A 20,906-nucleotide genomic window follows, 5' to 3' on the forward strand; every position below is an offset into this window, starting at 1 on the left:
TTTTGGGATCATGCTCTAGCCGCTCTTCAGCATATAGCCGGCGCCGCGAACCGTATGCAGGATCGGCTTGTCGAAACCCTTCTCGATCTTGCCACGCAGGCGCGAGACGTGAACGTCGATCACGTTGGTCTGCGGATCGAAATGATAGTCCCAGACATTTTCGAGCAGCATGGTGCGCGTCACCACCTGGCCGGCATGGCGCATCAGATATTCGAGCAGGCGGAATTCGCGCGGCTGCAGCGTGATCTCGCGCGCCGCGCGCTTGACCGAATGGGACAGCCGGTCAAGCTCGAGATCGCCGACCCGGTAGACGGTTTCGGCCTCCCTGGCGCTGGCGCGGCGGTTCAGCACCTCGACGCGGGCGAGCAATTCGGAAAAGGCATAGGGCTTGGTCAGATAGTCGTCCCCGCCGGCGCGCAGACCGGTGACGCGGTCATCGACTTCGCCCAGCGCCGACAGGATCAGCACCGGCGTGGTGTTGCCGCGCGAGCGCAGGCCGGCAATGACGGAGAGCCCGTCGCGGCGTGGCATCATGCGGTCGACGACCATCACGTCATAGTCGCCGGCATCGGCCAGCGCAAAGCCGGTTTCGCCGTCGCCGGCGACATGGGCGGTGTGCCCAGCCTCGGCAAAGGCCTTCTGCATATAGTCGGCCGCCTCGCGATCGTCTTCTATGACGAGAATCTTCATAGAGCCGTTATACGCGATTTCGCCGGAAGATTGAGGGGCGGCCATGAGCGCAAAAGCTTTCGTTCAAGCATGTCGTTTTGCCAAAACCGCCGTGCACTTTTGGGCGACATGCTTCGATGTTAGAGCGGCAGCGGGCGATGGGGCCCGCTGCCGCCGGGGGCAGAACACGATGACTGACTAACGCGTTCGGCCCCTTGCTTCCCGTGCGGCGGCTCGGGGGTGTTGAAACCGCCGCACTGGAAACTGTGTGATGTCAGCCTTTGGCGACTGGCAGCGCGACGAAGCGGTTTGAATCGTCGCGGGTGATCTGCATCAGCACCGCCTTGCGGCCGGACTTGACCGCATCGGCCATCGCCTTGGCGACGTCTTCGGTGCCGTTCACCTCCGTCGAATTGACCGAGGTGATGACATCGCCGGGCTGGATGCCGCGGTCGGCGGCATCGCTGTCGGGATCGACATCGGTCACCACCAGGCCCTTGCCGTTTTCCGACTTGGTGACGGTGAGGCCGAGATCGGCCAGCGCGGCGGGCTTTGCCGGTGCCGCGGGCTGCTGCGGGTCGGCCGAGGCCTGCTTGTCAGTGGATGGCAACGTGCCGAGATCGACCTTGATGGTCTGGCTCTTGCCGTCGCGCCACACCGTGACGTCGACCGACTTGCCGGGTGGGTAGGCGCCGATCAGACGAGCCAGTTCCTTCGGCGATGCGACGTCCTTGCCTTCGACCTGGGTGATCACGTCACCGGCGGTGATGCCGGCCTTCTTGCCGGGGCCACCGTCCTGGGCGCCCGAAACCAGAGCCCCGTTCTGCGACTTCAGGCCCAGCGATTCGGCGATGTCCGATGTAACCGGCTGGATTTCGACGCCGAGCCAGCCACGCTGCACCGAGCCGCTCTTCATCAGATCCTGCACCACCTGCTTGGCGGTCGAGGCCGGAATGTCGAAGGCGATGCCGACGCTTCCGCCCGACGGCGAGAAGATCGCGGTGTTGATGCCGACGACCTGGCCGTTAAGGTTGAAGGTCGGGCCGCCCGAATTGCCGCGGTTGACCGAAGCGTCTATCTGGATGAAGTCATCATAGGGACCGGCGCCGATATCACGGCCACGGGCCGAGACGATGCCGGCGGTGACGGTGCCGCCGAGGCCGAACGGATTGCCGACGGCCACCACCCAGTCGCCGACGCGAACCTTGGAATCGTCGGCGAAATCGACATAGGTGAACTTGCCGACGCCATCGACCTTGAGCACCGCCAGATCGGTGCGCGGATCGGTGCCGATCAGCTTGGCGTCAAGCTCCTTGCCGTCATTCATTACCACTGTGAAGGCGGAGCCTTCCTCGACGACATGGTTGTTGGTGACGAGATAACCGTCATCCGAGATGAAGAAGCCCGAACCCTGGGCTACCGGACGCGGCTGGTCGTTGTTATGGTCGCGGTGGCTGAAGCGACGATTGCCGCCGCCCTGGCCGTTCTGATCGCCAAAGCCCCGGAATTGCTTGAAGAACTGGCGCAGCTGCGGATTGTCGGGCAGGTTGTTCATGCCGTCCGGATCGTCGGACTGGTCGGAGCCGTCATCGGCGGCAGGCTCGATCTTGGCCTTGACCTTGACGCTGACCACGGCCGGCGAAACGCGCTCGACGACGTCGGCAAAGCCCGGTACCTGCGGCGCTTCGACCCGCACGGCATCGGCCAGAACGGGAGCTGTACCAGTGGCAACGGCGCCGAAACCGATGCCGCCGGCAATGGCCAGCGAAGCGGCGGCGGCCAACAGGCGCTTGCGGGTCCGGGAATATGGGTTGGGGGCGATAGTCATGGGTCTCATATCCTCTTTTCACTGGATGCGGCTCAGGCAGAGCATCCTCGGACAAGAGAAATAGAGAGGCGCACATTACCGCGCCATTTCCGAAGCATGAAAGTTTTGTAATGTTGGGCGGACGCACAAATCGCTTGGTTGCGCTCGCCTGCTGCGCTATGGTGTACACAACTCAGCACAAGGCTTTCACAATGACAGCAAGCACCACCATGACCATTCGAGTCTCGTCCGAGACCAAGCTGAAGCTGGAGCAGATCGCTACCGATACCAGGCGTAGTAAATCATTCCTCGCCGCCGAGGCGGTCTCAGCCTATGTCGATCGCGAGCTGGATATCATCGAAGGCATAAAACGTGGCATGGCCGACGCAGAGGCTGGCCGCGTCGTGCCCCACGACGACGCCATGGCGGAGGTCGACGCGGTGATCGAAGCAGCGAAAGCCAGGCGCGCAGGCAAGGCGTGAAGCGGTTCGTCACCTGGTCGCGAGAGGCGCTGGACGATCTCACGCAGCAAGTTGCCTTTATCGCTCAGGACAATCCTGCCGCCGCCCGACGCCTCGCGGACCGTATCCGTGAAATGGGCCGGGGCCTTGGTGATATGGCGACGGGCCGACCTGGCCGGGTAACAGGCACTTATGAGAAGCCCATCGGCCGCCTGCCCTACATCATTGCCTATGAATTGCGCCTGATCGCCGGCCGTCAGAGCATTGTTATCCTGCGCGCCATCCACACGTCGCGGGACTGGCCTTTGGAGGAATGGCCGAGCTAGTCGCTCAGCATCTTGTCCAGCGCCGCCTGTTCCTCGGCGCTCAGCGCCTTGGTTGCCAACGAGCGGCGGGAGCGTGTGGTCAGCACAATGAAAATGCCGCCGACTAGAAGCAGAAGCACCGGCGTGCCCCAAAGCAAGGCGTTGCGCGGGCTGAAGCGCGGCTTCAACAGCACGAACTCGCCGTAGCGCGACACGATATAGTCCATCACCTGCTGGTCGGTATCGCCGGCAACCAGGCGCTGGCGCACCAGGATGCGCAGGTCGCGGGCGAGGTCTGCATCGGATTCGTCGATGGACTGGTTCTGGCAGACCATGCAGCGCAGGCCTTCCGACAGTAGCCGCGCCCTCGCCTCGAGCGCCGGATCGATGAGAACCTCGTCCGGTTTCACCGCTTGCGCCGCGCCGGCAAACAGCAGCGCCAGAAGCAGGGTGAGCGAGGCCAACGAGAACCTGGTGCTCACGGCGCGCCTGCCGACGGCATGGAGGCTGCCTGCTTGCGGCGGCGCGAGGGTGCGCCAACCCGCAGGCGCCGGTCGAGCAGCGACATTGCGGCTCCCGCCATCATCACCAGAGCTCCGCCCCAGATCAGCGTCACCAGCGGCTTCCACCACAGGCGCACCACGACCGACCCATCGGTGCCCTCATCGCCCAGCGACAGATAGAGTTGGCTGAAGCCGATCGTCTCGATGCCGGATTCGGTCGTCGTCGTCTGCCGCACCGGAAAGAAGCGCTTGGCCGAGGTGATCTCGGCTGAAACGCCGCCACCGGCGCCGATCACGGAAAAGCGGCCGCGCTGCTCGCTGTAATTCGGACCCTGCGCCGGGAAGAGGCCGTCGAAACGCAGCGTGTGGCCGGAGAGTTCGACGCTCTCGCCGGCATGCATCGACAGTATCCTTTCGGTGCCGAAGCACAGCGTGCCGACAATGCCGAGCGTCGTCAGCCCGAGGCCGAGATGGGCAAGTGCAGTGCCGAACACCGAACGCGGCAGGCCGGCGAAACGGCGCAGCATGATGGCGGGCGACACATTGCCAAAGCCGGACTTGACGGCGAGGTCGGTGAGCGCGCCGCAGACCAGCCAGCAGGCGAGGCCGACACCAAGGGCGGCGAACACCGACGCGCCGTCGATAAACAGCCCCGTGACCAGCATCGCCAGGAGAGCGGCGCCGAAAGCCGCCATCAGGCGCTGAGCGACGGCATAGAGGTCGCCGCGCTTCCAGGCTAGCAGCGGCCCGAACGGAACCACGACCAGCAGCGGCACCATCAGCGGGCCGAATGTCAGGTTGAAGAAGGGGGCGCCGACCGAGATCTTGCCGGCCGAAAGCGCCTCGACCGCGAGCGGATAGAGCGTGCCGACCAGCACGGTGGCGGTGGCCGTGGTCAGGAACAGATTGTTGAGGACAAGCGCGCCTTCGCGCGAGATCGGGTGGAACAGGCCGCCGGCCGTCAGCCGCGAGGCGCGCAGCGCAAACAGGGCCAGCGAGCCGCCGATGAACAGCGTCAAAATGCACAGGATGAAGATACCGCGGGTCGGATCGGTGGCGAAAGCATGCACCGAGGTCAGCACGCCGGAGCGCACCAGGAAGGTGCCGAGCAGCGACAGCGAGAAGGTGAGGATGGCAAGCAGCAGCGTCCAGATCTTGAGCGCCGAACGCTTCTCCATGACGATCGCCGAATGCAGAAGAGCCGTGCCGGCCAGCCACGGCATAAAGGAGGCGTTTTCGACCGGATCCCAGAACCAGAAGCCGCCCCAGCCGAGCTCGTAATAGGCCCAGTAGGAGCCCATCGCGATGCCGCCGGTGAGGAACATCCAGGCGACCAGCGTCCACGGCCGCACCCAGCGCGCCCAGGAGGCATCGATGCGGCCTTCGATGAGGGCGGCGACCGAGAAGGAAAAGCAGATAGAGAACCCGACATAGCCGAGATAGAGCAGCGGCGGATGGATGGCGAGGCCAAGATCCTGCAGGACCGGGTTGAGATCGCGGCCCTCGATCGGCGCCGGATTGAGCCGGGTGAACGGATTGGATGTCGCCAGGATGAACAGGAAGAAGGTGGCGCCGATAGCCCCCTGCACGGCCAGCACATTGGCGCGCAGCGTCGCCGGAAGGTTGGAGCCGAAGACGGCGACCAGCGCACCGAAGAAGGTCAGGATCAGCACCCAGAGCAGCATCGAGCCTTCGTGATTGCCCCAGGTTCCGGTGATCTTGTAGATCAGCGGCTGCAGCGAATGCGAGTTTTCCCACACGCTCGCCACCGAGAAATCGGAACTTGCATAGGCGCCGGCGAGTGCTGCGAACGATAGCGCCGTGAGCGCGAAGCCTGTGACCGTGACGGGACCGCCGACAGCCATCAGCCTCTGGTTGCCGGTACGGGCGCCGATCAGCGGCACCAGCGTCTGCACCAGCGACAGCACAAAGGCGAGGACGAGCGCGAAGTGTCCGGTCTCAACCATTACTGGCTCTTGCTCTCTTGCCACACGCCCTTGGCCTTCAGCCCGTCAGCGACTTCCTTGGGCATGTAGCGCTCGTCATGCTTGGCCAGCACGCTGTCGGCGACGAAAACGCCGTCGGCGCCAAAGCTGCCTTCGGTGATGACGCCCTGCTCCTCGCGGAACAGATCGGGCAGGATGCCGGTATAGCTGACCTTGACCGATTTGTGCGTGTCGGTGACCGAGAACGCAACCGTCGCGCCCTGCCCGCGCACGACCGTGCCCTTTTCGACGAGGCCGCCGAGCCTGATGCGCTGTCCCGGCTGCAAGCTGGCGGTGGTCAGATCGGCGGGCATATAGAAATAGGAGGCCTTCTGGCCCAACGCATAGAAGGTCAGCCCGGTGGCGGCGCCGAGGAAGGCAAGACCTCCGACAATCACCGACAATCGCTTCTGCTTGCGCGTCATGTCCTACTCCGTCGCCGTCAGGCCGAGCGAGGCGGCAAAGGCGGTGAATTTCTTCGCTTCCTCACTGTCGGCGCCAAACACGGCAATACCGCGATGCAGCGCGTCGCGCGCCTGGTCGGCCTTGCCCAGCACAACATAGGAACGAATGAGCCGCATCCATCCTTCCGTGTCGCGCGGATTTTGCCGCAATTTTTCGTCGAGGCCGGCGACCATGGTTTCGATCATGGCCTGCCTGTCCCGCGGCGCCATCGACGAGGCGGCATCGACGGCTGCGGCGTCGGGGCCTTTGGCGGGCTCTCCTGACGCGACGCTGCGGTTGGCGGCCTCGGCCAGTGCCTGTTGGACAGCTCCGCGCCATGGCGAATCCTGCGGCAGGGAATCGAGCATTTTCTGCCAAGCCGTGGTTGCCTCGGGTATGCGGCCTTCCTGGGCCAGCGCCATCGCCAAATAGAACGAGGCTTTCGCGTTTGCCGGGTCGAGTTTTAGCGCCTGTTCGAAAGCGGATTGCGCATCGGCCGAAACGATGCCGCCGGCCGCATTGGCAATCGCTTCGCCGAGACCGGCCTCGCGGGCAGCCGTGTCGCCATCGAGGCGGATGGCATTGCGATAGGCGGTCACGGCATCGGGAAAGCGCTGCAGGCGCAGATAGATCGGGGCGAGCACGTCCCAGCCGCGTCCATCGCCAGGGTTGGCGGCAAGATGGGCCTCGGCGCGCGCCACCAACTCGTCGACCGAACTATCGGCCGGATTCTTGGCCAGCCGTTCGGCAAGCGGCTGCGACGGCAGATCCGGCGAGCCGAGCTGGCTGTAAAGGCCCCAGCTGAGCAGAGGGACCGCCAGTACCGCAGCCGTTGCCACCAGCCTTGCCGCCTTTGACGGCTGCCGCGTGCCAGGCGCATCGGCTTGACCGACATTGGCTTGACCAACATCTCCCAGGCGAAGGATGCGGCGGGCGATCTCAGTGCGCGCCTCCTCGGCTTCCGCCGGCTGGATCAGGCCGCGCGCGGCGTCACGCTCAAGCTCGGCCAGTTGGTCGCGATAGACTTCGAGGTCGTGGTCGCTGCTGGTCGGAGCGTCCTTGCCGCCACTGGTCAGCGGCAGCAGCACCGCCAGGCTTGCGCCCAGCGTGAGAATTGCGGCTATGACCCAGAACAGCATGGTTCTTCCAATAGAGCGAGAGCCCTGCTCTCACAACATGAGGATGCTGCGACGCTTTGACGGGATTCCGGTCGCGGGCCCCAATGGTCAGGTCAGCGGCGTCCAGCTGCCGTCGGCGTTGCGGCATGCGGTGCCACGCGCGGTCTGGCCGGCCGTGCCGGTAAACACCGTATGGGTGTACTGACGGCAATCCTGAGAGCCGACACGATAGGGCTGCGCCGCGACGACTTCGCCGGAATGGGCCGAACTGTCGCTCTTCCACGTCACCTTCTGGCCGCTGGCCGTGTATTCGAGCGCCTTGTATTCCGCCTCGAGCGCCTTGCGCTTCTCGGTGCTGTCCAGGCCACTGCCGATCGATCCGCCGACGAGCCCGCCGGCCATGGCCGAGATTATCGTCGTCGCGACTTTGGCCCCTGAAGAAGGCGACGCGGGCGGGTTGGTGATGGAGATATCCGGGCCACTGCCCTTGCCCAGCGTTCCGCAGCCGGAAAGAGCGAGCAGTGCGGAAACGAGCGCAACGCGAATCTTCATGCCAACAACCGGTTTTCTTGAACGGGATGCGCTGGGGGCCGCGTCATCGGGGGCGTCAGGACGTCATACTATTGATATTTGTCGGAAATTTGGCCGTTCTTAACGGCTTTTGCGCAATCGAGGGGCCGCCATAACACAGGCATTCGGCCGTGTCGATTGGCCCTGGGCAGTACATCATTGCAAGCTCCGCAAGCGCACAACCGCCTTCAGCCCGCCCATCGTGGAGCGTTCCAGCGCCAGCGCCCCGCCATACTCGTTGACGAGGTCGGCAACGATGGCAAGTCCGAGCCCGGTTCCCGGCTTTGTCTCGTCGAGGCGCCGGCCGCGTTTCAAGACGTCGCGGGCCTTGTCCTCGGGGATGCCGGGACCGTCATCCTCGATCGATAGCTCGAACAGGCCGGCTGCGGCCGGCGTGACGGATACGGCAACAGTGCTCTTCGCCCATTTCATCGCATTGTCGAGAAGGTTGCCGAGCAGTTCCTCCAAATCCTCGCGCTCGCCAGCAAAGACGATGTCGGCCGCCGGCAGCGTAAGCGACAGGCTGACATCAGGCTTGAGTTTTTGCAGCACGCGCACCATGCGCTGCACCAGCGGCGTAACCGGCGTGCGGTAGACGACGCTGTCGCGCTGCGCAGCGACCCTCGCCCGCTGCAGATAATGGTCGACCTGTTTCTGCATCGACGCGGCCTGGTCGGCGATGAGCTGGCCCTTGGCGCCGCCGAGAGCCCGGCCCTCATTTATCAGCACGGCGAGCGGCGTCTTCAGCGAATGGGCAAGGTTGCCGACCTGCGTACGCGAGCGCTCGACGATGCGCTTGTTGTTTTCGATCAGCGCATTGGTTTCGTTGGCGAGCGGCTCGATCTCGGCGGGAAACCGGCCATCGAGCCGCTGCGCCGTGCCTTCGCGCACCTGGGCAAGCGCGTTGCGAACCCGGCGCAAGGGCTGGAGGCCGAGCAGGATAGCGATCGCATTGATGGCGATCATGCCGACGCCGAACAGGCTGAGATAGGTCAGCAATCGGCCTTGGAAGGTGGCGATCTCCTGTTCGAGCTCGGTCTTGTTGCCCATCACGCGGAAGCGCGCGGCGCGGTTCTTGGCGTCGAGCACGAATTCGCTCTCGAACACTTCGAGCTGCTCGTCGCCGATACCGTCGGTGGAGTAGCTGCGCTGGAAGCTCGAATTGAACGGCACCTCGGCGACGGTCGGCGACGGGATCGTCGTGGTCATCGAGGACGAATGAAGGTTGCCGTGCACACCTTCGGAAGCCGGCTCCACCGACCAGTACCAGCCCGAATTCGGCTCCGAGAAGCGCAGGTCGCCAAGGTCGGGAGCACCGGTGAGCTGGCCGGATTCGGAAACGCCGACCGAGCCGATCAGATTGAACAGATGCGCCGACAGCAGGCTGTCGAAGCCGCGCTCGCTGGCCTGGCGGTAGAGCGTGGTGATCAGAGTGAAGATGACGATCAGGGTGAGGATCGCCCAGATCGTGGAAAAGCCGATGACGCGGAAGGCCAGCGAGCGCGGCCAGAGCCGCGCCGAAAAAGGCTTCCTTGCTGGTATGGGGAGCGGTTCCGCCTTACGCCTCCGGCTCACGCATGCGATAGCCCATGCCGCGCACGGTTTCGATCATGTCGATGCCCATCTTCTTGCGCAGCCGGCCGACAAAGACCTCGATGGTGTTGGAATCGCGGTCGAAATCCTGGTCGTAGAGATGCTCGACCAGCTCGGTGCGCGACACCACCTCGCCCATATGGTGCATCAGATACGCCAGCAGGCGGAACTCATGCGAGGTCAGCTTCAGCGGCACGCCGTTGACATCGGCCTTGGAGGCCTTGGTGTCGAGGCGCAGCGGCCCGCAAGTGAGCTCGGACGAGGCATGGCCGGCGGCGCGGCGGATCAGCGCCCTCACCCTGGCCAGCACCTCCTCGATGTGGAACGGCTTGGTGACATAGTCGTCGGCGCCGGCATCGATGCCCGACACCTTGTCGCTCCAGCGGTCGCGCGCTGTCAGGATCAGCACCGGCATCTTGCGGCCGTTGCGGCGCCAGCGCTCGACGACGCTGATGCCGTCCATCTGCGGCAGGCCTATGTCGAGCACGACGGCATCGTAGGGCTCGGTGTCGCCGAGGAAATGCCCCTCCTCGCCGTCATAGGAGCGGTCGACGACATAGCCGGCATCGACCAGCGCGTCGGCCAGTTGCCGGTTGAGATCCTTGTCATCTTCGACGACGAGTACGCGCATGATCGGTCAGGCCTGTTGATGGGTCAGCTATAGGCCGATTCCGGTGGTCTGGGAAACGACCCTGCAAGGGGGAAGATTGGATCAGTTCGCCGGGACGACGATCTCGGAGCGGCGCGGACGCTGGCCGTCCTTGCCCGGCACAAGCACGACGATGACGCAGACCTCCTGGCCGCCACGCGTCGTCTGCGAAGCCTTGGCCAGCGTGCCGCCATTCTGCTCGGCAACCTGCTGGCCGATCGCGTAGCAATCCGCCGCGGCTGCCGGCGTCGCTTGCGACGCCAACAGGCCGGCCGCTGTGAGCGCCAGTATCGCGGTTCTGACATGAGAGCGAAGCGTTTTCATGGTCGGCGTTGTAACGCAACTGTGCTGAACGTGAAATGAACGGTGAACGGGTGAAAATCCATCCCCGCAATACCCCCTGCGCGCGCAACGAATGAATGCGATCCTACTGCCCAGTCCCTCAGACCGGGCAATGGATTCATAACCGGAAAACCGGCTGCGCGGCTATGGTGTTTGCGCGCAGGTTCTCAATTCGCAGCCAGATTGGGAACAGGTCAAGGCGAGACCATTCTGGGACCGCCCTAAATAGCGCGGGAAAACGTCAAATCATCGGAGTGCGCCATGACGGATAAACACCTTGCCGACCTTTACCGGGGCTATATCGCTTGCCTGAATGCCCAGGACTGGGCGAAACTTGGAGACTTTGTCGGCGACGAGGTGCAGCACAATGGCGAAATGCTCGGCCTGTCGGGTTATCGCCGTATGCTCGAAGGCGATTTCGAGGCGATACCCGACCTCCGCTTCAACATCGAACTGCTGGTCTGCCAGCCGCCGCGCGTGGCGGCGCGCCTGCATTTCGACTGTCATCCCAAGGGCGTGCTGTTCGGCCTGCCGGTGAACGGCAAGCGCGTGTCGTTCGCTGAGAATGTTTTCTACGAATTCGGAGAGGGTCGCATCCTCGAGGTGTGGTCAGTCATCGACAAGGCCGAGATCCAGGCGCAAATCTAGGTTGCTTCAATCACTTTGCTCGGTGAGAGCGCGTATCCGCAGCACCCCGTGGTAGAGCGCCAGGTCCTCGTCGTAGCGGGCCTCGGCGAACTCCAGGGACAGGCGGGTCTGGTCGCGCGAGCCGGTGGCGAAAGCGGCGCCGTCAAGGCGCGCCCGGATGCTGTCCATGATCAGACGCGTCTCGGCCTCGCCTTGCGCCTTCGACCAGACATGCAGCGTGATGAGCTGGTCGTCATCATTGTCGGCGCCGGTGTCCAGATCGAATGCGCTGGTCCTGCCATAGGTCACATAAGGGAAGGCGGCACTGTCGGCCGCCTGCTCGCGCAACCCGGCGCCGCCGAGCAGCGCCGTCAGCGAGGCATCGCTCTTCAATCTCATGAACAAGGCTTGCAGCAAATCGCCGGGCGCCGTCATCGTCGTCTCCGTTCGCCTGTCACGCTTTGAACAACCTCAGTTTCGCGCGCAACCTAACCGCGTTGCACGGATTGCGCCAGATGACGATCCGCCTGATGGAAGGCGGCGAATCGGGCGGCATGGCCCTTTCACGGACCGGGTTCTATTTGGCATGCGGGGAGTTTCAAGAAGGGTGTTATGAGGAGCCCTGTTTTCTCCGGCAATTCGAGGTCATTTCATGCGAACGCCACCGCTGCTGCCGGCCTTTGGAAAGCTTGGCGTCAAGCCCCCGGTCGCGATTGCGGCAGCACCCGCCCTGTCGAAGAGCACCGTGGCCCTGCGCATGCGCGAGATACTTTCAATGCATGGCGGCCTGGCCTTGAAGCTGTCGGTGGTGGCCTGACAATCCTGATCCTGGCGGCGGCATTTTTCATGTCAAGGGCCTGATGCCGATATGGCAAACCGCTACGCGTTGCGCATGGACGAGCCCGAGAGCTGGACTATCTTCGACATCTTCACCGGGCAGCCTGTCGAGCTTAAGCAACAGGTAATGGTGGCCATGAATTTGCGCGATGCGGAAGCGATGGCCGACCGCCTGAACAGCCGGGACGTCAAGCGGCGGGCAAAAGCCGACCGCAAGTCCTGACGCACGCTGATCTCAGCCGCTCTGATTGCAAGACGAACGCGCGCTAGCCGAAATCTGCGGCTGTGAGCACATAAATGCTCTTGCGGGTGCGGGCGTAGGCCTTGCTGGCAATGTCATGGATGGAGCTGGACGCGGTATCGAAGGCCGCCAGATAGGTGGCTTCCGCGGTCGCCGTCCCTGATGGCGCCTTCGAGAGGGCATCGGCGGCGACAGAGAAGGAAATCTGGAACATGCCGTCATGGCCGACAAAGCGGATGCGCTTGCCGGCCTCGTCATAGAAGCGGCTTGGATTGGGGAATGTCAGGCTCATGACGTGCCCCCCTTCGGCGCGGCGGCGGCTTTCTTGACGGTAGCCCGCTTCTTCTTCGGTGTCGGGTTCAAGGCTTCCGCGACGCGGTCGGCCTCTTCCTTGGCCAGGCGCAATTCCCTGAGCCTTGCCGTCTTGATCTCCCTGGCCCTCGCTTCGGACATGTAGTCGGAGGTTGCCTTGTTGCGCTCGGCCGTCTTCTTCTGCTTGTCCATGAAGCGGGCTTCAGCTTTTTCCATGATGCTCTGATTGCCTTCGGCCATCGCCTAAATCTCCTCGTGCCTGAAATGGTGAAATCGAACTTACGATATAAATAGTCGCTTTGGCCTCGAAATTCAATTTTTCGAAATATCTAGGCGCCTCGCGACGTTTCGAATCCGGCAGACATCATAATACTTTTTAATATTTAATTTTGGCCACGAATAATTTTTGGCACTCCTATCTATCGAGTGCCAATACGCCTATAAGAACGGCGCGGTCGCCTATGCCGGCCCCAGAAAGAAGTTCTCATGAAGTTTCGGCCACTCCACGACCGCGTCGTCATCCGGCGCGCCGAAGGCGATGTCAAATCCAAGGGCGGCATCATCATTCCCGACAATGCCAAGGAAAAGCCGCAGGAAGGCGAAGTCATCGCCGTTGGGCCGGGCGCACGCGACGAAAACGGCGCGCTTGTTCCGCTCGACGTCAAGGCCGGCGACTTCATCCTGTTCGGCAAATGGTCGGGCACCGAGGTCAAGATCGACGGCGAGGACCTGCTGATCATGAAGGAAGCCGACATTATGGGCGTCATCGACAAGAGCGAGACGGCCAATATCGGCAAGAGCGGGACGGTCGTCACCGAGAAGAGCGTCAAAGCCAAGAAGGCCGCCTGACCGGCCTGGCTTTGCCAGGCTCCGGCGAGCCGCTTGCTTCACCACACCAACGGGATTGAAAAAAATGTCTGCCAAGGAAATCAAATTCGCCACCGACGCGCGCGACCGCATGCTGCGCGGCGTCGAGATCCTCACCAATGCGGTGAAGGTCACGCTCGGCCCCAAGGGCCGCAACGTCATCATCGACAAGGCCTATGGCGCGCCGCGCATCACCAAGGACGGTGTGACGGTGGCCAAGGAAATCGAGCTTGCTGACAAGTTCGAGAACATGGGCGCGCAGATGGTGCGCGAAGTGGCTTCGAAGACCAACGACCTCGCCGGTGACGGCACCACCACCGCCACGGTGCTGGCCGCATCGATCCTGCGCGAAGGCGCCAAGCTGGTTGCCGCGGGCATGAACCCGATGGACCTCAAGCGTGGCATCGACCAGGCTGTCGCCGCCGTGGTCAAGGACATCAAGGCGAAGGCCAAGAAGGTCAAGTCGTCGGCCGAGATCGCGCAGGTCGGCACCATCGCCGCCAATGGCGATGCCAGCGTCGGCGCCATGATCGCCAAGGCGATGGACAAGGTCGGCAATGACGGCGTCATCACCGTCGAGGAGGCCAAGACCGCCGACACCGAACTCGACGTCGTCGAAGGCATGCAGTTCGACCGCGGCTATCTCTCACCCTATTTCGTCACCAATGCCGACAAGATGCGCGTCGAACTGGAAGAGCCTTACGTGCTCATCCACGAGAAGAAGCTCGGCAATCTGCAGGCGATGCTGCCGATCCTCGAAGCAGTGGTGCAGAGCGGCAGGCCGTTGCTGATCATCTCGGAAGACGTCGAAGGCGAAGCACTGGCGACGCTGGTCGTCAACAAGCTGCGCGGCGGCCTCAAGGTCGCGGCCGTCAAGGCGCCGGGCTTCGGCGATCGCCGCAAGGCGATGCTGGAAGACATCGCCGTGCTGACATCGGGCCAGATGATTTCCGAGGATCTCGGCATCAAGCTCGAAAACGTCACCATCGAGATGCTTGGCCGCGCCAAGCGCGTACTGATCGAGAAGGACACCACCACGATCATCGACGGCGCCGGCACCAAGGCGACCATCCAGGCGCGCATCGCGCAGATCAAGGGCCAGATCGAGGAGACCACGTCCGATTACGATAAGGAGAAGCTGCAGGAGCGGCTGGCCAAGCTCGCCGGCGGCGTCGCCGTGATCCGCGTCGGCGGCGTCACCGAGTCTGAAGTGAAGGAAAAGAAGGACCGCATCGACGACGCGCTGAATGCGACGCGCGCGGCGGTGGAAGAAGGCATCGTGCCCGGCGGTGGCGTGGCGCTTCTGCGCGCCAGATCGGCGCTGGCCGGGCTGACTGGCGCCAATGACGATGTGACGGCAGGCATTTCGATCGTGCTCAGGGCGCTTGAAGCGCCGATCCGCCAGATCGCCGAGAATTCCGGCGTCGAAGGCTCGATCGTCGTCGGCAAGCTGTCCGACAGCAAGGACCAGAATCAGGGCTTTGACGCCCAGAACGAGGTCTATGTCGACATGATCAAGGCCGGCATCGTCGACCCGGCGAAAGTGGTGCGCACCGCGTTGCAGGACGCCGGCTCGATCGCCGCCCTTCTGATCACCGCCGAAGCGATGATCACCGACGTTCCGGCCAAGGATGCGGCGCCTGCGGGCGGCGGTGGCGGCATGGGCGGCTACTGACCATCGCCCGAAAATTGCCCGCTGGAATCTGGGCGGGCATAAATCAGAACAGGCTGCCGGGGACATTTCCCCGGCGAGCCAGGAATTTCCGTCAGTCAGTCAAGACTGTCATCAACGACAGGGAGATCGACAGATGATCACATTCGCCCCGAAGCCAAACGCTGTATCCGCGACCAAGCCGGCGGAGGAGAGCCGCTTCGATCGCATCCGCCGGATTGCCGCCGACAAGCACAGGCAGGCCGATGCCGGGCCGATTCGCCGCGAGCCGTCGAAGACCGGCGACAAGCGGCCGACGTGACGGCTGCCAACCTCACGACACCGGCAACGCTCCGCCCTCTTCGGTGCGGCGGGCAATGAACTCGTCGAGCACATCGGATGTGGCAACGGCCGACGCCGGCGGCTGGAAGTCGGCCAGCGTCCGCTTCCAGATGCCGGTGGCGCGCTCGGTGGCCGACTTCGAACCGGACTGCGTCCAGCTGCCGAAATTCGACCAATCGGCGACCAGCGGCTCGTAGAAGGCGGTGCGGTAGCGCGTCATGGTGTGGCCGGCGGAGAAGAAATGCCCGCCCGGCTGGACTTCAGCGATCGCCTCGAAGCCGATCGAATCCTCGTCGCCGGGGGTCGTAGCGCAGAGTTCGGCAACCGTCTGCAATGCCTCGATATCGGTGATCAGCTTCTCGTAGGAGACGCTGAGGCCACCCTCCAGCCAGCCCGCGGCATGGATGCAGACGGTGGCGCCGGCAAGCACCGAGCCCCACAGCGCGAACTGCGTCTCGTGCGCCGCCTGCACATCGGAAATGTTGGCCGCACTGCCGCCGCCGGACCGCCAAGGCAGGCCGGTGAAGCGCGCCAGCTGGCCGGCGCCCAGCGTCGCCTTGACGTGCTCGGGCGTGCCGAAGGCCGGTGCGCCGGACTTCATGTCGACATTGGAGGAGAAGGATCCGTAGACCACCGGTGCGCCCGGCCGCACCATCTGCGCCAGCGCGAGACCAGCCAGCGCCTCGGCATGCTGCAGCGTCAATGCGCCGGCGACGGTGATCGGCGCCATGGCGCCGGCCAGGCAGAAGGGCGTGATGACAGAGACCTGGCCGGCGCTGGCGAAGTCGATGATGCCTTGCGCCATCGGGATATCGAGCTGGCGCGGCGAATTGGTGTTGATCACGGTGTAGCAATGGACGCCGGCCAGGAACTCGTCCTGCGAGAGCCCGCGCGCCAGCCTGATCATCTCGAACCCATCCTCGACCTGCGGCGTGCCGCGGGCGAAGACGAAGGGGAACTTGTCCGACAGGGTCAGCTGCGCACGGTTGACGGCATAGTGGCGCAAATGGTTGTCGACATCCTGCGGCTCGATCCAGGGGCCGAGCATATGCAGCACGTCGAAATTCTGAACAAGCTTGGTCAGTTCTTCGAAAGCGGCGAGCGTGCCCGGACGCCGTCCGCGTTCGAGATCGGTGACGTTGGGCGCCCCGGCTCCGGCCAGGAACGTCATCGAGCCGAGCTCCAGCATGAGATCGCGGCTACGGTTGCCCGCCAGCGCCCGGATGGATTTCGGCGCCGAGGCCAGTGCCGCAGTGACAATATCGCGGCCGATGCGCACCATCTGGCTGTCCTCGTCGACCAGCGCACCGGCTTTGGCGTAGATCGCCCGTGCCTCCGGCAGCAGCACCTTGATGCCGAGCTCTTCCAGCACGCGCAACGCCGTGTCGTGGATGGCCGCGACCTGGTCGTCCGAAAACACCGGCTGCGGCAGGAACGGGTTCTTGAGCGAGCGATAGTTCGGGTGGCGGCTTGACCCGCTGCCGGCCTCACCGGTGTGCCCGCGCCGGCGCTCGCGCCTGGTCTCCCTTATAATGTCATCGACCATGGCCAAAACTCCTCATTGCCGCATCGCCTGCCCTCGGGGTCGTATGGCGAGGCCGGAATAATTCGCGCCGGCCGCTCGACGCCGACAATGTGCACCCAAAGCGCGGTCCCCTCCCCGGCGAATTCGTCGCCCAGCAACGTCAGCGCGACGCTTTTGCCTATTGTGTAGCCATAGCCGGCTGAGGCGACGAAGCCGACGCGCCGGCCCTTGTGCCAGACTGGCTCGAAGCCACTGGCGTCGGCATCGACGGCGTCGACCTCCAGCGTCACGATCCGGGCGGCGCTCAACAAACCGTGCGGTGTGGCCTGGCTGCCCTTGTGAGCCGGGCTGAAATGGAAGAATAGTCTTCGCCGGGTATGCCCGCCCTGAAATTGCCCGCTTGCGGTTCTCAGGTGGGTGGGGTGAGTTTCGGGAATGGCCAGTCCTTTAGAACGACGTCCAAGACGAAGAGGTCCGATCGCCGCCGCACTGCTGGCGGTGGACGCGTGGATCGATTCCTCGCTCTACGAAATCGGCTTCAAGGCCGGCCAGTTCTGGGAATCGGCGACCATTTTTTCGCGGCGCTTCCGAGTCACCGGCTGGCGACGCGGCATCATCGAGGTGCTGAGCGAAGGTTTTACGATGGGCGCCGGCGGCGTCGTCGTGCTGCTCGCACTCGCGATGCCGGCCTTCCAGATCACCACCGGCGACTGGCGCAGTCAGGGCGATTTCGCCGTCACCTTCCTCGACCGCTACGGCAACGAGATTGGCCAGCGCGGCATCATCCAGCGCGATTCCGTGCCTGTCGACGAGATGCCGGACCATGTCATCAAAGCAGTGCTGGCGACCGAGGACCGGCGCTTCTTCGAGCACTACGGCATCGACGTGCTCGGCCTGTCGCGCGCCATCTTCGAGAATGTGCGGGCCAATTCCGTCGTCCAGGGCGGCTCCAGCATCACCCAGCAGCTGGCCAAGAACCTGTTCCTGTCGAATGAGCGGACCTTCCAACGCAAGATCAAGGAAGCCTTCCTGTCGCTGTGGCTGGAGGCCAATCTGTCGAAGAAGGAGATCCTGCAGCTTTATCTCGACCGCGCCTATATGGGCGGCGGCACGTTCGGCATCGAGGCGGCGGCGGATTTCTATTTCGGCAAGAGCGTCAAGGATCTGAACCTCGCCGAGGCGGCGATGCTGGCCGGCCTGTTCAAGGCGCCGACCAAATACGCCCCGCACATCAACCTGCCCGCCGCCCGTGCTCGCGCCAATGTGGTGCTGTCGAACCTCGTCGATTCCGGTTTCATGACCGAAGGCCAGGTGCTGCAGGCAAGGCTGCATCCAGCCGAGATCGTCGACCGCGGCGAGCAGAAGAGCCCGGATTATTACCTCGACTGGGCCTTCGATGAGGTCAAGAAAATCGCCAAGCCCGGCCAGCATTCGCTGGTCGCCCACACCACTTTCGACGCCAACATCCAGAAAGCGGCGGAGGAATCCGTCGAATTCCATCTCCGCCAGTTCGGCAAGGAATACAACGTCACCGAGGGCGCCGTTGTAGTGATCGAGACCAATGGCGCGGTACGCGCCATTGTCGGCGGCCGCGACTATGGCGCAAGCCAGTTCAACCGCGCCACCAAGGCGCTGCGCCAGACCGGCTCCTCGTTCAAACCTTACGTCTACGCCACCGCCATGGAGCACGGGTTCACCCCGGACTCCGTCGTCTCAGGCGGGCCGATCAGCTGGGGCGGCTGGTCACCGCACAATTACAATGGCGGCTCGGCCGGCAATGTGACGCTGATCACGGCGATCGCCAAATCGATCAACACCGTGCCGGTACGGCTGGCCAAGGACTATCTCGGCATCGGCCCGATCAAGGCGATGGCCGAATCATTCGGCGTGGAATCGCCGCTGGAGTCGCACAAGACCATGGTGCTCGGCACATCGGGCATGACGGTCATGGACCAGGCGACGGGCTACAGCGTGTTCGCGCAGAACGGCTTCGCCGGCTCGCGGCACGGCATCACCCAGCTCGTCACCCGCACCGGCGATGTCGTCTACGACTTTGCCAAGGATGCGCCGGCGCCGCATCGGGTTCTGTCGGAACAGGCTTTGAAATACATGAACACCATGCTGGCTGCGGTGCCGGCGATCGGCACCGCGCGGCGCGCGCAGCTGCCCAACATCGTCGTCGCTGGCAAGACGGGGACGACGCAATCCTACCGCGACGCCTGGTTCGTCGGCTTCACCGGCAACTACACGGCTGCCGTCTGGCTCGGCAATGACGACTTCACCCCGACCCGCAACATGACCGGCGGCACGCTGCCGGCGATGGTGTGGCAGCGGCTGATGGTCTACGCGCACCAGAATATCGACCTGAAGCCGATCCCCGGCCTAGACAAACCCTTCGTCGACGAAGAGATCGCGGCCAAGGCCGAGGAAGCGGAGAAGAAAAATGCCGATCAGGCAGCAGCGGATGCCGCGGCCGAGCGCCCGGCGGTGCTGTCCAGCCGCACGACACAGACGCTGCGCGAGATGACCAAGGTGTTCCAGGCCGCGCCCGTGCTCGGCTCGCCGCAGACACCGGAGACCCTGTCGGCGCTTTGATTCCACAGCGCTGCTTGCTCTGCGGCCTGCCCCGCTATATCCCCCAACGATAATTCACTCGTCCCGGTTCTTCATGCTCAAGACCGCCTTTTTCACGCTGCTTTCGCTTGCCATAGCCATCGGCCTCGGCGGCGGCAGCGTCTGGTATGCGCTGCAGGCGCAGAGCGGCGTCGGCGCGATCAGCATCGGCGAATGGACCGCCTTTCCCGAGATCGGCACGCAAGATGCCGACCCCTATTCGAAGGCGCGCGTGGCGCGTGAAGGCGTGCTGGCGCTCGGCAAGGCCGAGGGCTTGTCCTTCATCGCCGAGCGCGATGCGGCCGGCAATGAGCTTCAGCGGCAATGCGACTACAGGATCGAGGGCAGTTTCCCCACAGCCCGGTTCTGGACGCTCTATGCCGCGGATCAATCGCTCGGCGTGGTCGACACCGGCAAGCCGAGGCTGGCGGCGCTGCAATCCTACCAGGTGCTGCGTCAGCCCGACAATTCGGTGATCATCGCCGTCGGCAACCGTCCGGCCCCCGGCAACTGGCTTCTGACCGAAGGTTTTGGCCGGATGTATTTCGTGCTCACCTTCTACGACACGCCGATTGCCTCAAGCACCGGCCTTTCCGACGTGTCGCTGCCCCGGATCGTCAAGGCTGGCTGCAATGCGTAGGTTGCTGCACGCCATCCTGCTCGGCCTGCTCGGCGCCGGCATCGTCCACATCGTGGTGCTTTTGCTGGTGCCGGAATTTACCGAGCGCGATGCCTGGTCACGGCTGGCGATGGCGTCCGACCTCTACAAGATGACCAGGCTGGATGCCGAGGCGGGCGGCGCGCCGGTGGTGAAGTCGGTGGATCCGCTGTTTTACGCCGCCGCCTGCCGCTTCGACCTTGCCGAAGGCATGGTGCGGATCAAGGCGCCGGGCAGCGTGCCGTTCTGGTCGGTGTCGGTCTATGACCGCAACGGCCACAATTTCTATTCATTCAACGACCGCACGGCGACCGGCAACAAGCTGGACACCGTGGTGCTGACGCCGGCACAGATGATCGACGTGCGCAGGGAGCTTCCCGAAGACCTGCAAGGGGCGATCTTCGTCGAGGCGCCGATCGAGGAAGGCATCTTCGTCATCCGCGCCTTCGTGCCTGACGACAGCTGGAAGCCGGTTGTGTCGCAGTTCCTGGACCAGAGCTCCTGCGAACTGCAGGACTACTGACCTCAGCCCGACGACCAGCAAACTCAGTGGTGCGGAACAGGCGTCCGTGGTGTGCCCGGCTTGTCCGCCGGTCGCGCCTGGCCCGCCAATGGCGGATGCTCGTAGCGGACGCCGGGAAAAATGATCACCGCCGCCGGCGTACCGGTGTCCTGAACTGCTCGATTGACTGGTGCCGATCGCGGCACGAAAGACAGTACCATGCCCATGGTTCGCGTATTCCTCTCGGTTGCCCCGGAGCACAACGCAACGCCTCCAAATGTGATT

General features: G+C 63.9%; 26 protein-coding genes. 11 read left to right on the plus strand and 15 right to left on the minus strand.

The features are described 5' to 3' along the window. Nucleotides 1-15: 15 nt before the first annotated feature. Nucleotides 16-690, minus strand: a complete 675-nt coding sequence (locus X727_RS148910) for a response regulator transcription factor (RefSeq protein WP_023670185.1) — start codon at nt 688-690, stop codon at nt 16-18. Nucleotides 691-943: 253 nt separating this feature from the next. After that, nucleotides 944-2,497 (minus strand): Do family serine endopeptidase, encoded by a 1,554-nt coding sequence (locus X727_RS148905; protein ID WP_023670184.1) that lies wholly within the window; start codon nt 2,495-2,497, stop codon nt 944-946. Between the two features lie 191 nt (nt 2,498-2,688). On the opposite strand from X727_RS148905, the gene X727_RS148900 reads away from it, so the two are divergent. Together X727_RS148900 and X727_RS148895 are read left to right on the plus strand one after the other, a co-directional pair. Beyond that, on the plus strand, nt 2,689-2,958 hold the full coding sequence (locus tag X727_RS148900; RefSeq protein ID WP_023670183.1) for a CopG family ribbon-helix-helix protein: 270 nt from the start codon (nt 2,689-2,691) through the stop codon (nt 2,956-2,958). Next, the gene (locus X727_RS148895; RefSeq protein WP_023670182.1) at nt 2,955-3,263 is read left to right on the plus strand and encodes a type II toxin-antitoxin system RelE/ParE family toxin; all 309 of its coding nucleotides are present in this window, start codon (nt 2,955-2,957) and stop codon (nt 3,261-3,263) included. Before X727_RS148900 ends, X727_RS148895 begins: the two co-directional genes overlap by 4 nt. Here the strand turns inward: X727_RS148895 and X727_RS148890 are convergent. The 8 genes from X727_RS148890 to X727_RS148855 all read right to left on the minus strand — a co-directional run bounded on the left by X727_RS148890 (nt 3,260) and on the right by X727_RS148855 (nt 10,428). Further along, the gene (locus tag X727_RS148890) at nt 3,260-3,724 is read right to left on the minus strand and encodes a cytochrome c-type biogenesis protein (RefSeq protein WP_023834433.1); all 465 of its coding nucleotides are present in this window, start codon (nt 3,722-3,724) and stop codon (nt 3,260-3,262) included. The genes X727_RS148895 and X727_RS148890 overlap by 4 nt on opposite strands. After that, a complete protein-coding gene (locus X727_RS148885) occupies nt 3,721-5,712 on the minus strand; it encodes a heme lyase CcmF/NrfE family subunit (RefSeq protein WP_023738550.1) in 1,992 nt (663 codons plus the stop codon). Before X727_RS148885 ends, X727_RS148890 begins: the two co-directional genes overlap by 4 nt. Continuing rightward, nucleotides 5,712-6,155, minus strand: a complete 444-nt coding sequence (ccmE, locus tag X727_RS148880; RefSeq protein ID WP_023670179.1) for a cytochrome c maturation protein CcmE — start codon at nt 6,153-6,155, stop codon at nt 5,712-5,714. The genes X727_RS148885 and ccmE overlap by 1 nt, the downstream gene beginning before the upstream one ends. Before the next feature lie 3 nt (nt 6,156-6,158). Next, nucleotides 6,159-7,313, minus strand: a complete 1,155-nt coding sequence (ccmI, locus tag X727_RS148875) for a c-type cytochrome biogenesis protein CcmI (protein ID WP_023834434.1) — start codon at nt 7,311-7,313, stop codon at nt 6,159-6,161. An 87-nt stretch (nt 7,314-7,400) separates the two neighbouring features. After that, the gene (locus tag X727_RS148870; RefSeq protein ID WP_023834435.1) at nt 7,401-7,844 is read right to left on the minus strand and encodes a hypothetical protein; all 444 of its coding nucleotides are present in this window, start codon (nt 7,842-7,844) and stop codon (nt 7,401-7,403) included. Between the two features lie 174 nt (nt 7,845-8,018). Continuing rightward, complete coding sequence (locus X727_RS148865) at nt 8,019-9,437, minus strand: ATP-binding protein (RefSeq protein ID WP_023702189.1); 1,419 nt, start codon at nt 9,435-9,437, stop codon at nt 8,019-8,021. After that, nucleotides 9,421-10,086 carry a response regulator transcription factor gene (locus X727_RS148860; protein ID WP_023670175.1) on the minus strand — a complete coding sequence of 222 codons (666 nt, stop codon included), beginning with the start codon at nt 10,084-10,086 and terminating at the stop codon, nt 9,421-9,423. The genes X727_RS148865 and X727_RS148860 overlap by 17 nt, the downstream gene beginning before the upstream one ends. A gap of 81 nt (nt 10,087-10,167) precedes the next feature. Then, on the minus strand, nt 10,168-10,428 hold the full coding sequence (locus X727_RS148855; RefSeq protein WP_023670174.1) for a hypothetical protein: 261 nt from the start codon (nt 10,426-10,428) through the stop codon (nt 10,168-10,170). A 279-nt stretch (nt 10,429-10,707) separates the two neighbouring features. Here X727_RS148855 and X727_RS148850 point away from each other — a divergent pair, with 279 nt between their 5' ends. Further along, nucleotides 10,708-11,094: an ester cyclase gene (locus tag X727_RS148850; protein WP_023743734.1), complete on the plus strand. Its 387-nt coding sequence runs from the start codon at nt 10,708-10,710 to the stop codon at nt 11,092-11,094. A 6-nt stretch (nt 11,095-11,100) separates the two neighbouring features. On the opposite strand, the gene X727_RS148845 is transcribed toward X727_RS148850, so the two are convergent. Next, nucleotides 11,101-11,508 (minus strand): DUF3168 domain-containing protein, encoded by a 408-nt coding sequence (locus X727_RS148845; RefSeq protein WP_023670173.1) that lies wholly within the window; start codon nt 11,506-11,508, stop codon nt 11,101-11,103. 217 nt (nt 11,509-11,725) lie between these two features. Between X727_RS148845 and X727_RS01000000164765 the strand changes: the two genes are divergently transcribed. Then, nucleotides 11,726-11,890 (plus strand): hypothetical protein, encoded by a 165-nt coding sequence (locus X727_RS01000000164765; RefSeq protein ID WP_245265722.1) that lies wholly within the window; start codon nt 11,726-11,728, stop codon nt 11,888-11,890. A gap of 51 nt (nt 11,891-11,941) precedes the next feature. Continuing rightward, nucleotides 11,942-12,133 (plus strand): hypothetical protein, encoded by a 192-nt coding sequence (locus tag X727_RS148840; protein WP_023670171.1) that lies wholly within the window; start codon nt 11,942-11,944, stop codon nt 12,131-12,133. Nucleotides 12,134-12,176: 43 nt separating this feature from the next. Here the strand turns inward: X727_RS148840 and X727_RS148835 are convergent, their stop codons facing one another. Continuing rightward, nucleotides 12,177-12,443 carry a DUF1488 domain-containing protein gene (locus X727_RS148835; RefSeq protein WP_023670170.1) on the minus strand — a complete coding sequence of 89 codons (267 nt, stop codon included), beginning with the start codon at nt 12,441-12,443 and terminating at the stop codon, nt 12,177-12,179. Continuing rightward, nucleotides 12,440-12,703 carry a hypothetical protein gene (locus X727_RS148830; RefSeq protein ID WP_023670169.1) on the minus strand — a complete coding sequence of 88 codons (264 nt, stop codon included), beginning with the start codon at nt 12,701-12,703 and terminating at the stop codon, nt 12,440-12,442. The genes X727_RS148835 and X727_RS148830 overlap by 4 nt, the downstream gene beginning before the upstream one ends. 246 nt (nt 12,704-12,949) lie before the next feature. Between X727_RS148830 and X727_RS148825 the strand changes: the two genes are divergently transcribed. The 3 genes from X727_RS148825 (at nt 12,950) to X727_RS1000000168545 (ending at nt 15,303) form a co-directional block, all read left to right on the plus strand. Then, a complete protein-coding gene (locus tag X727_RS148825; protein WP_023834437.1) occupies nt 12,950-13,312 on the plus strand; it encodes a co-chaperone GroES in 363 nt (120 codons plus the stop codon). A 64-nt stretch (nt 13,313-13,376) separates the two neighbouring features. Then, nucleotides 13,377-15,005, plus strand: a complete 1,629-nt coding sequence (groL, locus tag X727_RS148820) for a chaperonin GroEL (protein WP_023687238.1) — start codon at nt 13,377-13,379, stop codon at nt 15,003-15,005. A 133-nt stretch (nt 15,006-15,138) separates the two neighbouring features. After that, nucleotides 15,139-15,303: a hypothetical protein gene (locus X727_RS1000000168545; protein ID WP_023687237.1), complete on the plus strand. Its 165-nt coding sequence runs from the start codon at nt 15,139-15,141 to the stop codon at nt 15,301-15,303. A gap of 12 nt (nt 15,304-15,315) precedes the next feature. Here the strand turns inward: X727_RS1000000168545 and X727_RS148815 are convergent, their stop codons facing one another. Then, nucleotides 15,316-16,869, minus strand: a complete 1,554-nt coding sequence (locus tag X727_RS148815; protein ID WP_023732032.1) for a trimethylamine methyltransferase family protein — start codon at nt 16,867-16,869, stop codon at nt 15,316-15,318. Beyond that, nucleotides 16,851-17,156 carry a glycine cleavage T C-terminal barrel domain-containing protein gene (locus tag X727_RS1000000169040; protein WP_023727644.1) on the minus strand — a complete coding sequence of 102 codons (306 nt, stop codon included), beginning with the start codon at nt 17,154-17,156 and terminating at the stop codon, nt 16,851-16,853. The genes X727_RS148815 and X727_RS1000000169040 overlap by 19 nt, the downstream gene beginning before the upstream one ends. A gap of 127 nt (nt 17,157-17,283) precedes the next feature. Here X727_RS1000000169040 and X727_RS148805 point away from each other — a divergent pair, with 127 nt between their 5' ends. The 3 genes from X727_RS148805 (at nt 17,284) to X727_RS148795 (ending at nt 20,642) form a co-directional block, all read left to right on the plus strand. Further along, a complete protein-coding gene (locus X727_RS148805) occupies nt 17,284-19,443 on the plus strand; it encodes a penicillin-binding protein 1A (protein ID WP_023684539.1) in 2,160 nt (719 codons plus the stop codon). A gap of 73 nt (nt 19,444-19,516) precedes the next feature. After that, the gene (locus X727_RS148800) at nt 19,517-20,101 is read left to right on the plus strand and encodes a DUF1214 domain-containing protein (protein ID WP_023732033.1); all 585 of its coding nucleotides are present in this window, start codon (nt 19,517-19,519) and stop codon (nt 20,099-20,101) included. Beyond that, nucleotides 20,094-20,642 (plus strand): DUF1254 domain-containing protein, encoded by a 549-nt coding sequence (locus X727_RS148795; RefSeq protein ID WP_023732034.1) that lies wholly within the window; start codon nt 20,094-20,096, stop codon nt 20,640-20,642. Before X727_RS148800 ends, X727_RS148795 begins: the two co-directional genes overlap by 8 nt. Nucleotides 20,643-20,906: the final 264 nt, after the last annotated feature.

It is taken from the genome of Mesorhizobium sp. L103C105A0, assembly GCF_000502215.1.
Classification (GTDB): Bacteria; Pseudomonadota; Alphaproteobacteria; order Rhizobiales; family Rhizobiaceae; genus Mesorhizobium.

Coding starts and splice junctions, on each gene's coding strand:
- X727_RS148825 (WP_023834437.1), top strand. CDS start 12,950: ATGAAGTTTCGGCCACTCCACGACCGCGTCGTCATCCGGCGCGCCGAA.
- X727_RS148910 (WP_023670185.1), bottom strand. CDS start 690: ATGAAGATTCTCGTCATAGAAGACGATCGCGAGGCGGCCGACTATATG.
- X727_RS148855 (WP_023670174.1), bottom strand. CDS start 10,428: ATGAAAACGCTTCGCTCTCATGTCAGAACCGCGATACTGGCGCTCACA.
- ccmE (WP_023670179.1), bottom strand. CDS start 6,155: ATGACGCGCAAGCAGAAGCGATTGTCGGTGATTGTCGGAGGTCTTGCC.
- ccmI (WP_023834434.1), bottom strand. CDS start 7,313: ATGCTGTTCTGGGTCATAGCCGCAATTCTCACGCTGGGCGCAAGCCTG.
- X727_RS148835 (WP_023670170.1), bottom strand. CDS start 12,443: ATGAGCCTGACATTCCCCAATCCAAGCCGCTTCTATGACGAGGCCGGC.
- X727_RS148815 (WP_023732032.1), bottom strand. CDS start 16,869: ATGGTCGATGACATTATAAGGGAGACCAGGCGCGAGCGCCGGCGCGGG.
- X727_RS01000000164765 (WP_245265722.1), top strand. CDS start 11,726: ATGCGAACGCCACCGCTGCTGCCGGCCTTTGGAAAGCTTGGCGTCAAG.
- X727_RS1000000168545 (WP_023687237.1), top strand. CDS start 15,139: ATGATCACATTCGCCCCGAAGCCAAACGCTGTATCCGCGACCAAGCCG.
- X727_RS148900 (WP_023670183.1), top strand. CDS start 2,689: ATGACAGCAAGCACCACCATGACCATTCGAGTCTCGTCCGAGACCAAG.
- X727_RS148830 (WP_023670169.1), bottom strand. CDS start 12,703: ATGGCCGAAGGCAATCAGAGCATCATGGAAAAAGCTGAAGCCCGCTTC.
- X727_RS148800 (WP_023732033.1), top strand. CDS start 19,517: ATGCTCAAGACCGCCTTTTTCACGCTGCTTTCGCTTGCCATAGCCATC.
- X727_RS148885 (WP_023738550.1), bottom strand. CDS start 5,712: ATGGTTGAGACCGGACACTTCGCGCTCGTCCTCGCCTTTGTGCTGTCG.
- X727_RS148905 (WP_023670184.1), bottom strand. CDS start 2,497: ATGACTATCGCCCCCAACCCATATTCCCGGACCCGCAAGCGCCTGTTG.
- groL (WP_023687238.1), top strand. CDS start 13,377: ATGTCTGCCAAGGAAATCAAATTCGCCACCGACGCGCGCGACCGCATG.
- X727_RS148860 (WP_023670175.1), bottom strand. CDS start 10,086: ATGCGCGTACTCGTCGTCGAAGATGACAAGGATCTCAACCGGCAACTG.
- X727_RS148840 (WP_023670171.1), top strand. CDS start 11,942: ATGGCAAACCGCTACGCGTTGCGCATGGACGAGCCCGAGAGCTGGACT.
- X727_RS148850 (WP_023743734.1), top strand. CDS start 10,708: ATGACGGATAAACACCTTGCCGACCTTTACCGGGGCTATATCGCTTGC.
- X727_RS148870 (WP_023834435.1), bottom strand. CDS start 7,844: ATGAAGATTCGCGTTGCGCTCGTTTCCGCACTGCTCGCTCTTTCCGGC.
- X727_RS148845 (WP_023670173.1), bottom strand. CDS start 11,508: ATGACGGCGCCCGGCGATTTGCTGCAAGCCTTGTTCATGAGATTGAAG.
- X727_RS148805 (WP_023684539.1), top strand. CDS start 17,284: ATGGCCAGTCCTTTAGAACGACGTCCAAGACGAAGAGGTCCGATCGCC.
- X727_RS148795 (WP_023732034.1), top strand. CDS start 20,094: ATGCGTAGGTTGCTGCACGCCATCCTGCTCGGCCTGCTCGGCGCCGGC.